Origin of the sequence: Micromonospora sp. NBC_01796 (assembly GCF_035917455.1) — a bacterium.
Taxonomy (GTDB): domain Bacteria; phylum Actinomycetota; class Actinomycetes; order Mycobacteriales; family Micromonosporaceae; genus Micromonospora_G.
This window is the reverse complement of sequence record NZ_CP109078.1, coordinates 5,608,095-5,620,462: the sequence shown is the minus strand read 5'-3', so window position 1 is coordinate 5,620,462 and position 12,368 is coordinate 5,608,095. Positions and strand designations below refer to the sequence as shown.

At 71.7% G+C, this 12,368-nt stretch carries 11 protein-coding genes; 6 read left to right on the top strand and 5 right to left on the bottom strand.

From position 1 onward, the window contains the following. Nucleotides 1-43 precede the first annotated feature (43 nt). Entirely contained in the window at nt 44-409 is a 366-nt protein-coding gene (locus OIE47_RS25870) for a MerR family transcriptional regulator (protein ID WP_326557112.1), read from the bottom strand. Between the two features lie 119 nt (nt 410-528). Between OIE47_RS25870 and OIE47_RS25865 the strand changes: the two genes are divergently transcribed. Continuing rightward, a complete protein-coding gene (locus tag OIE47_RS25865) occupies nt 529-1,236 on the top strand; it encodes an SDR family oxidoreductase (protein WP_326557111.1) in 708 nt (235 codons plus the stop codon). Nucleotides 1,237-1,395: 159 nt separating this feature from the next. Continuing rightward, complete coding sequence (locus OIE47_RS25860; RefSeq protein WP_326557110.1) at nt 1,396-2,403, top strand: phosphotransferase family protein; 1,008 nt, start codon at nt 1,396-1,398, stop codon at nt 2,401-2,403. 27 nt (nt 2,404-2,430) lie between these two features. Here OIE47_RS25860 and OIE47_RS25855 read toward each other — a convergent pair whose 3' ends face one another. From OIE47_RS25855 to OIE47_RS25845, 3 genes are all read right to left on the bottom strand, one after another. Next, on the bottom strand, nt 2,431-2,853 hold the full coding sequence (locus OIE47_RS25855) for a roadblock/LC7 domain-containing protein (RefSeq protein ID WP_396816306.1): 423 nt from the start codon (nt 2,851-2,853) through the stop codon (nt 2,431-2,433). Next, nucleotides 2,850-5,420: a sensor histidine kinase gene (locus tag OIE47_RS25850; protein ID WP_326557109.1), complete on the bottom strand. Its 2,571-nt coding sequence runs from the start codon at nt 5,418-5,420 to the stop codon at nt 2,850-2,852. Before OIE47_RS25850 ends, OIE47_RS25855 begins: the two co-directional genes overlap by 4 nt. A gap of 140 nt (nt 5,421-5,560) precedes the next feature. Further along, nucleotides 5,561-6,931 carry an FGGY family carbohydrate kinase gene (locus OIE47_RS25845; protein WP_326557108.1) on the bottom strand — a complete coding sequence of 457 codons (1,371 nt, stop codon included), beginning with the start codon at nt 6,929-6,931 and terminating at the stop codon, nt 5,561-5,563. A 341-nt stretch (nt 6,932-7,272) separates the two neighbouring features. On the opposite strand from OIE47_RS25845, the gene OIE47_RS25840 reads away from it, so the two are divergent. The 3 genes from OIE47_RS25840 to OIE47_RS25830 all read left to right on the top strand — a co-directional run bounded on the left by OIE47_RS25840 (nt 7,273) and on the right by OIE47_RS25830 (nt 10,704). Next, entirely contained in the window at nt 7,273-9,186 is a 1,914-nt protein-coding gene (locus OIE47_RS25840; RefSeq protein ID WP_326557107.1) for a chorismate-binding protein, read from the top strand. 758 nt (nt 9,187-9,944) lie between these two features. Next, nucleotides 9,945-10,379 carry a hypothetical protein gene (locus OIE47_RS25835; RefSeq protein WP_326563247.1) on the top strand — a complete coding sequence of 145 codons (435 nt, stop codon included), beginning with the start codon at nt 9,945-9,947 and terminating at the stop codon, nt 10,377-10,379. Nucleotides 10,380-10,425: 46 nt separating this feature from the next. Beyond that, a complete protein-coding gene (locus tag OIE47_RS25830) occupies nt 10,426-10,704 on the top strand; it encodes a hypothetical protein (protein WP_326557106.1) in 279 nt (92 codons plus the stop codon). Nucleotides 10,705-10,775: 71 nt separating this feature from the next. Here OIE47_RS25830 and OIE47_RS25825 read toward each other — a convergent pair whose 3' ends face one another. Further along, entirely contained in the window at nt 10,776-11,492 is a 717-nt protein-coding gene (locus OIE47_RS25825) for an AMIN-like domain-containing (lipo)protein (RefSeq protein WP_326557105.1), read from the bottom strand. A gap of 229 nt (nt 11,493-11,721) precedes the next feature. On the opposite strand from OIE47_RS25825, the gene OIE47_RS25820 reads away from it, so the two are divergent. Beyond that, entirely contained in the window at nt 11,722-12,294 is a 573-nt protein-coding gene (locus OIE47_RS25820; RefSeq protein WP_326557104.1) for a snapalysin family zinc-dependent metalloprotease, read from the top strand. Nucleotides 12,295-12,368: the final 74 nt, after the last annotated feature.

Below are 12,368 nucleotides of genomic sequence, written 5' to 3'. Positions count from 1 at the left end.
GATCTCTTGCCCAGATGCCACGGCGGCTAACCCCGCGCGTCCGCTACATCGGAGCGCAGGGCCGCCGGGCGCTCTCGGCCGCCGCGTGAAGGATCTGGTCGAGCCGTTCCCGGGTGTCGATCAGGTCGTTGATCTGGCCGTCGATGCGTTCCCGTTGCGCCGCCAACCGGTCGAGCAGCTCCGGTGACGCCACACCGGTCACGACGCACGGGAGCAGCTCGACGATCGATCTGCTCGCCAGGCCGGCGGCGTAGAGCTGCTGGATCAGCCGGACCCGGTCGACCGCGATCTCCGGGTACGTCCGCTGCCCGCTGCGGCTGCGCTCGGAGGCGAGCAGGTGCTGCTCCTCGTAGTACCGCAGGGCCCGCGTACTCACGCCGGTCCGGTCGGCGAGTTCACCGATGCGCATCAGCTTCTCCTCGTGTGCCGTGGGTCACACCACTTGCCTTTGACGTCAACGTCAAGTTTTAGCGTAGTCCGCGTACCGCTGCGCAGCACAGTCCTCGATATCCACCCGAGAAGGTAGCGATGAAGATCTCTGGTTCCACTGCCCTGGTGACCGGCGCCAACCGCGGCATCGGCCGGCAATTCGCCCGCCAACTCCTGGAACGGGGCGCGAAGAAGGTCTACGCGACGGCACGCCGCCCCGAACTCGTCGACCTGCCGGGAGTGGAGGTGCTGCAACTCGACATCACCGACCCGACCTCGGTACGGGCCGCAGCCTCGGCGGCACCCGACGTCACCCTCCTGGTCAACAACGCCGGCATCTCCACCGGCACCAACCTGGTCACCGGCGACCTCGACACCATCCGCCGCGAGATGGACACCAACTACTACGGCACCCTCCACATGGTCCGCGCCTTCGCCCCCGTACTGGCGGCGAGCGGTGGCGCGATCCTCAACGTCCTGTCGGCGATGTCGTGGTTCGCCTACGACGGGGCCAACGCCTACGGGGCGGCCAAGGCCGCGCAGTGGAACCTGACCAACGGGATCCGACTCGAACTCGCCGCCCAGGGGACCCTGGTCACCGGGCTGCACCTCGGCGCCGCCGACACCGACATGATGGCCGACTACAACGGCCCGAAGGTCGACCCCGCCGAGGTCGTACGCGCCGGGCTCGACGGCATCGAGGCGGGCAGGTTCGAGGTGATCGTCGACGAGTGGAGTGCACACATCAAGGCGTCCCTGGCCGCCGACCCGAGCCTGTTCTACACCCAGGTCCCGTCGGCCTCCTGACGATCCTCCTGCGGGTGACCGCCGCTGGCACATCGACGCCAGCGGTGGCCCGCATTCCGGACCCCGCCGCTGACCCGTACCCACACCCACCCCCGGGGTCGCTACCGTACGGAGACGCGCGTTTCGGCTGGGACGGGGCGGCTGCGGTGGAGGGGCAACGTGGAGAGTCTGACGAAGCTGCGGGTCACCGAGGCCGAACTCGGGGCGCTGGTTCGCCGGGGCTTCGGCCCCTCGGCGCGGATCGAACGGTGGCACGAGCTGACCGAGGGGCACTACAACGTCGCCTACGCGATCCGGCTGGCCGACGGTGCCGACCTGATCCTCAAGATCGCGCCACCCCCGGCGTTGAAGCTGCTCAGCCACGAGGTCGACCTGATGCGTACCGAGGTGGAGTTCTTCCGCCGGGCCGGAGCCGCGGGCGTCGCCGTACCCGAAGTGGTCTTCGCGGACGTCGACCGGGACCTGGTCGGCAGCGACTTCGTGTTCCTCGCCCGGATCGACGGGGTGGCCCTGAACACCGTGCGCGACGACCTGACCCCGGCGGGTCTGGCCGCCGTGCGCGCGCAGGCCGCCGCCCAGACGGCCCGCCTGCACACGATCACCGGCCCGGCGTACGGGTACCCGCTGCGCAACAGCCGCACCTGGCAGCCGACGTGGCGGGCGGCGTTCGGGGCGATGGTGCAGGACATCCTGGACGACGCCCTGCGCCTGGGCACCTCGCTGCCGATCAGCGCGGACGAGATCGGCGACCGGCTGCACCGGCACCTCGACGTGCTGGACGAGGTCGACCGGCCGGCGCTGGTCCACTTCGACCTGTGGGACGGCAACGTCTTCGTCCTGCCCGACGGCACCGGCGGCGCCACGCTGACCGGGCTGATCGACGGCGAGCGGGCCTTCTACGGCGACCCGGTGGCCGAGTTCGTGGCGATGACCCTGTTCCGGGACCCGGCCGAACTCCCGGACCTGCTCGCCGCCTACAACACCGCCGGCCACCACCGGATCGACCCGACCCCGGATGTACGGCGACGGCTGACGCTCTACACCTGCTACCTCTACCTGATCATGTTGGTGGAGGGCGCCACCCGGGGGTGGCAGGGGCCGGAACGGGAGAAGTTCGAGCGGTGGCTGGCCGAGCTGCTGGTCGCCCAGCTCGGCCAGCTCCGCTGATCACGCCGGCCACGGAATCGTTCCCGGTCAGCGGGGCAGGGCCTGCTGCAACTCGGCGCGCAGCGCCGGGGTCAGCATCTCACCCGCCTGCTTGGCCAGCCGGGCCATCTCGTAGCCGACCACGCCGATGTCGGCGTCGGTGGCGGCGAGGGTCGCCAGGATCGAACCGTCGCGTACCTGCATGACGAGGAAGTAGCCCCGGCCCATCTCGACCACGGTCTGCTTGACGATGTCACCGTCGAACATCTGGGCCGCACCGGCGGTGATGCTCATCAGCCCCGAGGTGACCGCGGCCAGCTTGTCGGCGTGGTCGCGCGGCAGGTGGTCGGAGACCGCGACGAGCAGCCCGTCGGCGGAGACCACGATCGCGTGCGCCACTCCGGGCACGCGCTCGGCAAAACCACTGACCAGCCAGTTCAGGTCTCGTGCCGCTTGACTCAGCGTCGTCACTGTTGCTCCTCTTCCTTGCCCGCGCCGGCCGGCGCCATGGTTATCTCGGTGGTCTCCTCGGCTTCGGCCCGCCGTACGCCGCCGTAGAACTTGGACAGCATGCCACCCACCGCGTCCGGATCCGGTTCGTACCGTTGCACCGGTACGACCTGCGGCGTCGGCTCGTTGGCCGAGGGCAACTGCGCCATCGGCACCCGTACCGGCAGGCCGTTCGCGTTCACCGCCACGGTGACCTGGGTGACCGGTTCCGCGCGCACCGGTGCGGCAGCGGCGGCCGGCGTCGCCCTGCCGGACGACGATCCGCCGGCCTTGCCCTGCCGGGACCACCAGGTACTGTTCGCCGCCGTTACGCCGGCCGCCGGGGCCAGCACGTCCTCGGCGCGGGTCGGCACGCTGCGGGCGGGTCGACGGGAGGTGCCGCGACCGGGCGGGCGGCCGGCGACCGGCAGCTCGTCGGGGTTCGGCAGCCCCCTGGTCGCCCCGGAGCCGTTGCGCGGCGTGTTGGTCGGCAGCCCGGCCAGGATCCGCCGGTTCGGTGCCTGGTCCAACTCCGCCTGCGACGGCTGGGCGGCCATCAGTGCCGGCGGCAGCAGCACCGAGGCCATCACACCGTGCTCGGTCGCCGACAGTCGTACCTCGACGTGCTGGCGGGCCGCCAGGTGGCTGACCACGAACAGGCCCATCCGCTCCGACGCGGCGACGTCGGCCGCCGGTGGTACGGCAAGCAGCGCGTTCGCCTCGTCGATGGCGCTCGGGCTCATCCCCAGCCCCTCGTCGACGATCTCGATCAGACCCGCGCCCGGCGCCTGTGCACGCCCGGAGATGCGTACCACCGTCTCCGGTGGGGAGAAGGTCGCGGCGTTCTCCAACAGCTCGGCGAGGAGGTGGACCAGGTCCGCGACCGCGTGCCCGACGAGGTAGAGCTGGTCCGCGCTCTCGTGCCGGACCCGCTGGTACTGCTCCACCTCGGCGACCGCGGCGAGCATCACCGCGGACAGCGGCACCGGCCGGTTCCAGCGCCGGGTCGACTCGGTGCCGGCGAGCACCAGCAGGCTGTCGTCGTTACGCCGCATCCTGGCGGCGAGGTGGTCGAGCTTGAACAGGTTGTCGAGCTGGTCCGGGTCGCCCTCCTCCCGTTCCAGTTCGTCGAGGAGTTCGAGCTGGCGTTCGACCAGCAGTTGGCTGCGGCGGGCGAGGTTGACGAACATGGCGTTGACGTTGCGCCGCATCACGGCCTGCTCGACGGCGACCGTGACCGCGCTGCGGTGTACGGCCACGAACGCCTCGGCCACCTCCCCGATCTCGTCCATCGACCGGACGATCGCGGGTGGTACCTCGATGTGCGGGACGCCCGATTCGACCGTACGGAGCCGCTCCAGGGCCTCCGGAAGATCGATCTGGGCCACCTGGAGGGCCTGACCCCGCAGCATCCGCAGCGAGCGGTTGAGCGACCGGCCGATGATGATCGAGGTGGCGAGACCGATCAGGAGTACGGCCAGCACCCCGCCGGCAACGAGCAGGGTCCGGCGCAACTGGTCGGAGCTGCGGTCCTCCGCGACGCGTACGGCGTCCCCGAGCACCGCGGCCTCGACCTGACGGAGCAGTTCCTGCCGCTGCTGGCTGACCCGCCACCAGGTGTCGGCGACGAGCACCTGCGGCCCGCTGGCGCCGACCGTGATGGTGTCCTCCTCCATCTCGATCGCCGTCTTGAACCCGGGATCGGCCGACGCCTGCTGGTAGAGCTGGATCTGCGGGGTGGTCGCCGCGACCCGGAAGTCACCGAGCGCGGTGAGCTGCTGGGCCCGCAGGTCGGTCAGCTCCACCGCGTCGTCGAGGTCGTACTGACCGGCGCGGGCGGCACTGTAGAGCGTGCCCCGGATCCGGGAGCTGATCTCCTTGACCCGGGCGATCTGGACGTAACGCAGCACCCGGTCGGTCAGGTCCTGCTCGTCGTCACCGGGTGACGGCTCGGCGAGCAGGGCCAGCAGCGCGTCGACGGCCCGGTTGTACGTGCCCAGCACCGTGTTGACGCTGAGTACGCCGGCCGGGACCGCAGACCGCACGTCGGGCAGTTGGCGCAGCGCGTCCAGTGCCCTGGAGTAGGAGATCCGCCACGAGGCGTCCGCGTCGGCGAGCGGCGCCGCCGCCTCCTGCAACCGGGTCGTCGCCAGGTTGGCGGCGTCGTAGGTCGACTTGAGGGCGGCCTGGATCTGGCCCGGGTCGCCGCGACCGCTGGCCGAGGCCGCCGCACCGGCCAGTTCACCGGCGGTCCGGTCCCGTTCCTGCTGCAGCTCGTGCACCAGGGCGGTGATCTGCCGGCCGATGGTGACCTCCTGGGAGAACTCACCCAGGACGTTGGCCTGCCCGAGCAGGGTTCCGGTCTGCACGGTCGCCAGCACCAGGAACGCCACCGACGGGATGATCAGCACGGCGCCGAGTTTGACCCGCAGTCGCCAGTCCCGCAGGCGCAGCGGAGACCGCCGTCGATGCGGTACGACCCGCACGTCAAGCCGGCGGCGACGGTGGTTGGGCACCCCGCTGCCCGAGGGGTCAAGAGCAGCAGCCACCACGCCTCCTACTTTCCTCGATGCCGGGCACGTCGAGGAGCGGGGTTCATCTCAACCAGGTAGGAGAGCCCTGTCAACCATCCGAACAGCAGCGCGGCACAGGAAGGATACTGCGGCCCAGCCCCTGGTGTCGGAGTCGCCTATCGGCCCTCATCCGTCCGGCTGATGCGTTCGAGACCGACCCCGTCGTGGAAGCGACCGATCGCGATCAATGCCGCTCCGGTCGCACCGATCTCCGGATTGCGTACGTGGCTGACCTGGCGGGGGGCCAGCGCGGCCACGAAAGCCTGCCGCCACCACTGTGACGCGGCCACCGCACCACCGCCGAGCACCACCTCGACCGGGTAGTCCACGGTGGATTCGATCTCGGCGAGGTCGGCCGCCACCTGCCGGCACAGGGCCTCCATCAGGCCGGCGAAGATGTCCACCGCCCGGGTGCCGAAACTCAGGCCATACACCTTGCCGGAGCCGGCCGGGGCGAGACCCGGCGGCCGGTCCCCACCCAGCCGGGGGTCGGCGACCAGACCGCCGCCGGGTTCGATCGCGGCCAGGGCCTCTTCCAGTTCCGCACCCGACGGCAGCAGGAGGACCTTCTTCGCCCAGGCGAAGAGGTTGCCGCCGGCCGAGTAGGCGGTGCCGGTGACCACGTGCCGGTGGTCCACCCGGTACCGCCAGAGCCCCTCCGGCAACGGCGGCAGGATGGCACCGGCGGGCGCCGCCTGGACCAACCGGACGGCCGCCGACGTGCCGACGGTGACCGCCGCCCGGTACGGGTCGACGCAGCCGGACCCCACGTTGGACGCCGCCCCGTCGCCGGTCGGAGCGGCCCACGGTACGTCACGCAGCCCCGGCCAGCGGCGGCCGTAGTCGGCGCGCAGCCGTCCGGTCCAGTCCACCGCCGCCAGCTCCGGCAACTCGGTGCGACCCGCCTCGGCCAGGGCGCACGCCTCGGCGTCCCAGTCCAGGGTGCGCAGGTCGAGCAGGCCGGTGCCGGAGGCCTGGGAGACCGACATCGGGGCGTGTTCGAGCAGGGCGCCGAAGGCGTACTCGACCAGTCCGACAAAACGCGCCGGGCGAAGTCCCAGCGACTCGCGCAGCCAGGGCAGCCGTACGGTCCAGTAGAACCGGTGCCACCAGGTCCCCGTACGGTGGTGGAAGTCCGCCGGGTCCGCCGGGCCGGGCTGGGTTGCCGGTGGTGACGAGCGACTGTCGAGCCAGGTCAGCACCGGGCCGAGCGGGTTTCCGTGCTGGTCGAGCGGGAGCACCGAGTGCCACTGGGCGGCGGTGGCGACCAGGCCGATGTGGTCGAGGTGCCCGGCCTCGTTCAGCTCGTCGAGGCAGGCTTCGAGCGCGGCCAGGTAGTCGGCGGCGTCCAGGGTCGCGGCACCGTCGTCGCCGATGGTGATGGCCATCTTCCGGCGCGCCAGGGCACCGGGCAGCGGGACGGCGTCACTGTCGAGGACCAGCCCCCGTACCGACGAGGTGCCCAGGTCGAGCGCGAGAATGTTCATCGCCGGCCACCGTACCCAACGGGTGTCGCCGGTACGCCCACGGCGCCGGCCGCCGGCACCCGACCGGTACCCCGAACATGCGTACCGCATCGATCCCCGACGATCGGCTGGCCGATTCCGGTCCACCTGGTGGACGTCGGGCGGGCCGGTCGCGAGCGCTGGTTGGGGCGGGTCGTAGCGTCCGGAACATGCTCGCGCGATCCGAATTCTGGTGGCCCGCCAACCCGGCGGCCGACCTCCGCGCGTAGTTCTTCCACGCGGCCGCCCAGCGCGGCGGCCGCCAGCGTTCCCCTCACTCCCCGGCCGCCGCGCCGGACGGCCCCCGGCCCGAGGAGACGCCCATGGACCTGCTCCCGCACCTGCTCGCCACGATCGCCGCCGGTACCGACCCCGGCCCGTTCGCGATCATCCGGCGCGCCGACGCCCCGGAGCTGGAGGTGTTCACCGGGGAGCTGCGTACGGTCGACCGGCTCGCCGACATCCCCCTGCCCGGCGGCCCGGCCGGTGCCCGGACCCTGGCGCTGGTTCCGTACCGGCAGATCGCCGAGCGCGGGTTCGCCTGCGTCGACGACGGTGCCCCGCTGGAGTGCCTGACCATCGGCGCGCACCAGCGGGTTCCGTTGGACCGCGCCCTGGCGGCCCTGCCGGACCAGCCGGTACGCACCGAGGGCGGCGCCTTCGACCTCCCCGACGAGGAGTACGCGGAGATCACCCGGCAGGTCCTGCGGGAGGAGATCGGCCGGGGCGAGGGCGCCAACTTCGTGATCCACCGCAGTTATCGGGCGAACCTGGTCGGACCGCCACTGACCGCCGCCCTGGCCGCGCTGCGCCGGCTGCTGACCGCCGAACGCGGCGCCTACTGGACCTTCGTGGTGCACACCGGCACCCGGATCCTGGTAGGGGCGAGCCCGGAGCGGCACGTCAGCGTCGAGGACGGGCTGGCGATGATGAACCCGATCAGCGGCACCTTCCGGCACCCGGACGGACCGGCGGACCGGGACGCGCTGCTGCGTTTCCTCGCCGACCCGAAGGAGACCGACGAGCTGTACATGGTGCTCGACGAGGAACTGAAGATGATGGCGACGGTGGCCGAGCAGGGCGGTCAGGTGGTGGGGCCGTACCTGAAGGAGATGTCGCATCTGGTCCACACCGAGTACCTGCTCGCCGGCCGTGGCTCGCTGGACGTACGCGACGTGCTGCGCGAGACGATGTTCGCCCCGACGGTGACCGGCTCCCCGATGGAGAACGCCTGCCGGGTGATCGCCCGGCGGGAGCAGGGACGGGGACGGGCCTACTACGCCGGGGTGCTGGCCCTGCTCGGGGTGGACGACGAGGGACGGCAGACCCTCGACGCACCGATCCTGATCCGTACCGCGGAGATCTCCCCGGCCGGGGCGCTGCGGGTGTCGGTCGGGGCGACCCTGGTCCGCCACTCGACGCCCGAGGGGGAGGTGGCCGAGACCCACGCCAAGGCGGCCGGGGTGCTCGCCGCGCTCGGGTTGCGCCCGGCCGCCCCGGTCCGGGCCGCGGGGCTGCCGGACCGGCTGGCCGACGACCCGGCCGTACGGGCCGCGCTGGCCGCCCGCAACGACCGGCTCGCCCGGTTCTGGCTGGAGCAGCGCGCCCCCGGCGCCGCCCTGGTGCCGGCGCTGGCCGGCCGGCGGGTGCTGATCGTCGACGGGGAGGACACCTTCACCGGCATGCTGGCCCACCAGTTGCGGGCCCTCGGCCTCGCCGTCGAGCTGCGCCCCTGGCACGACGCCGGTGACGCGGTGGGGGCGGACCGGGCCGACCTGGTCGTGGTGGGACCCGGTCCGGGTGACCCGAACCAGCTCGACGACCCGAAGATGGCGTCCCTGCGGGGCCTGCTCACCGGGTTGCTGGAGCAGGGTCGGCCCACACTCGCCATCTGCCTCGGTCACCAGTTGCTGTCCGGGCTGCTCGGGCTGCGCCTGCACCGGCGGGACGCGCCGTACCAGGGGCTGCAACGTGAGGTCGACCTGTTCGGGACCGTACGGCGGGTCGGATTCTACTCCACCTTCACCGCCCTGGCCGGGGCCGACGAGCTGGTCACCGCGTACGGGCCGGTCCGGGTCGCCCGCGACGGCGGGGACGGGGCGGTGCACGCCCTGCGCGGTCCGACCTTCGCCGGGGTGCAGTTCCATCCCGAGTCCGTGCTCAGCCAGGACGGCCTGGCGGTCCTGGGCGAGTTGCTCGGCGAGTTGCTGCCGACCCCGGCGGCACCGGCACGGTGAACGATCCGGTTCGGCATATCTGCCCGGATGTTGGGTAGGGCTTCTGTGGGCCGGTGGTTCGAGCGGGTTGAGAGCCCTCGCTCGGGCCACCGGTTCACGTTCCGTGGTCAGGCGCCGTCCGCCGGCCCGCGCCACGACACCCCAGCCTCCGCCACCGTCGCCGGCCCGGTCCCGGACCGGTTCCCGGCAGGCCGACGGTGGCCGGCGCGCAGATTCGGCGCGGCGCTGGTCCGGCTCGCCATCAGGTAACTCCCCTCGCCCGCCCTGCCCCTCGCCCGCTTTGTCCTGACTGCGACCTACCCGCTGATTTCGCGAAGAAACATCGACTCATACCGGCCGGAGTACGGCGGCACCACCCGGAGGAAGCGTCGGCGCCGCCCGGCCGGCAGGATCGAACCAGCCGGGCGCCCCCTCACCCCCGTCCTGGCCAGCGAAATCGATCATTCAGCCGGTCCACAGTGGTATTCCCGGTGGCCGGCCGGTCGGATACCGTGGTCGAAAGCTCTCCGATCACAGCGGGTCGCCGCCGACGCCGGCCAGCTCACCCGGATCCCGGCGCACCCGGATCCACCAACCAGCAGGACCCGGATCCGACCCGCTCTCGGCACGCCGCCCGGACCAAGCCCTCCGGCTCGCGCGCCCGATCGGCGAAACGCGCCCCGTACCGACGATCCATTCGGCAGGATCGTCATCAACGAGGAGGTGCCGCTGTGCAGGACACTCGGACCGCTGTGGTCACGGCGGTGAACCCGCCCGCGATCAGCAGAGACACTTCGACCCGTACGCTGTCTTTCCAGGTCAGCGGGCTGCCCCCGGTGAGGACCGAGGCACTGTCGATCTTCTCGGCCGGGCACCGCCAGGCCAACCGGGTGCGGGCACTGCTCGAGGCCGCCTGCGCCGCCGCCCAGGACAGCGGCTGGACACCACTGACCGAGGCGATCGAACTGGACCTGGTCCTGCACTGCCCACCCGGGCACCACGGCACCGACGCGGCAACCCTGCTCGGCGGGGTCGGCGCCGTACTCCAGGACAAGCGACACGCGGTCAACATCGGTCTGGCCCACCTGGGCGCCCTGGTCGACGTCAAGCTGTACCTCGACAACCGGCAGATCCGCCGGTTGTCGTTCCGGGAGGAGCCGGCGGAGACGACGTCGTACGAGGTTCGAGTCGCCGCGATACCGGCGGCAGGTTGAGCGGCGCCCGCGACTGGGTACCGCGGACCCGACGAAGGGAGCACCGATGTCGGAGCCACACATCACGCTGGACCCGAGCGGGCTGAGCCCGGCTCTGGAGAGCCTGCGCGAACCGCTGGAGGATCAGCTCAACTCGGCCCTGCGGGTGGCCAGCGAACGGGTCCGCGCCGGGTATGACGGCGAGCCGGTCGAGGAGGTCTGCCGGCGGCTGCTCGACGAGACCCGGGCCGGTCTGCACCCGGACATCGCGGCCGGCTTCGCGCCGGACATGGACGAGCTCTGCCGGGTGGCGATCGCGATCGTACGGCGGGAGGCGCACCACTGAACCGCGCCGTCTGATCCGGGTCCCGCCCGCCACGGCGGGACACCGGTGGCGGGCTGATCGGCCGCGGTCGGTCAGCCCCGGCGCACGTCGACGGCGACGACCCGGGTGCCGTCCGGGCGGGTGAGTTCCAGGGCCCGGACCGGTAACGCCTGGTCGCTGCCGGGCGCCACCTGAAGGCCCAGGCCGTGGGTGACGTGCCCCTCGAAGTCGCCCGCGAGGGCGTACCCGCGCAGGGTGGGATAGTCCAGCCGTGGTCCGGGCGACTCGCTCACCGAGACGCGACCGTGCTCGTCGTGCGCCTGCGCCGGGTCGAACTGGATCCGCAGGAAGGCGTTGCCCGCCAGTGACACCGGATCGCCGGTGCCGTCGGCCACCACCCCGGGCACGTAGGCCAGCGTGTAGGAGGGCGGACCGCCCCGGAAGGCGAAGGTGATCCGGGTCAGGTTCTCCTCCGGATGGTCACCGACCCGTACCTCCACGAGCAGCGGCAGCGGCGGGCCCGGCGCCGGCACGACCGGCAGCCGGACCTGGTGGCTGATCCGTGCCTCCCGGGTCGGCACCCCCCAGCCGTAGGTGACCCGGTAGTCGGTGGCGGACGGATCGGAGCCGGTCGGACCGGTCGGGGTGTCCGGCGTTTCCCCGGGGTCGGCGGGCGGCGACGACGGTCCGACCGCCGGCGTGCCGCCGGTCGGCTGCGGGGTGGCCGGGCCGCCCCGGCCGGCCGTCGTGCAGCCGGCGGCGAGCACGACGACCACAAATGCGAGAAACGGTACGCGCTGGCGTGTCATGCACCTTTGACGCATAGCCCCCGCCCGGGGTTTACCTCGCCACCGACCTGGAAGTTTCGCCATCTGGCACCGTGCACCCACTCCCCGCCGCCGTGGGCCCGTCCTGATCCCCGCAGATCAACAGAGGCGCCCTCTCATACCAGATCATCTGACATAAGAGGATATTGAAATCGACATATCTGAATGTTTAAGATCCTGGCACCCCTCGGCAAGCATTGGAGAGTGAGCTATGACCTCACGAAGAGTCAGCCGGCTCCTGGTCGCAATCGTGACGACGGCAGGTGCCATGATCGGCGCCACGGTCGCCAGCCCGCCGGCATCGGCGGACGTGTCGATCCAGGCGACGGTCTGCTACAACACCAGCCAGGCCGGCAGTTATGCCGGGATCGCCAACCAGGCCGCCACGATCTGGAACAACGCGACCGTCAACCTCACCCTCTCCTCGGGCTGCGGGTCCAACCTGCGGATCTACCAGATCACCGGCGGCGGCTCGTACGCCGTGCGGACCAGCCTGGGCAACGGCCGGGTCTACATCGACACCCAGCAGGCCGCGCAGTACAGCCCGCTGCGGATCATGACGCACGAGATCGGCCACATCCTCGGCCTGCCCGACAACTACAACGGCAACTGCTCCCTGCTGATGTCCGGCGGCAGCGCCGGTACGAGTTGCACCAACCCGTACCCGAGCACCGCCGAGGCGAACCGGGTGAGCAACCTCTTCGCCGGTACCCGGATCAGCGGCGACACCGGCAGCCAGGTGTTCCAGGACAGCTGGCCGGCCTCGGTCGTCAAGGTCGGCTGAGCCCGGTCCCCACCCTGTCCTCCGCCCCTCCCCGCGGCGGACGAAGGTAGGAAAGCGGAGGGCCGACCGAACAG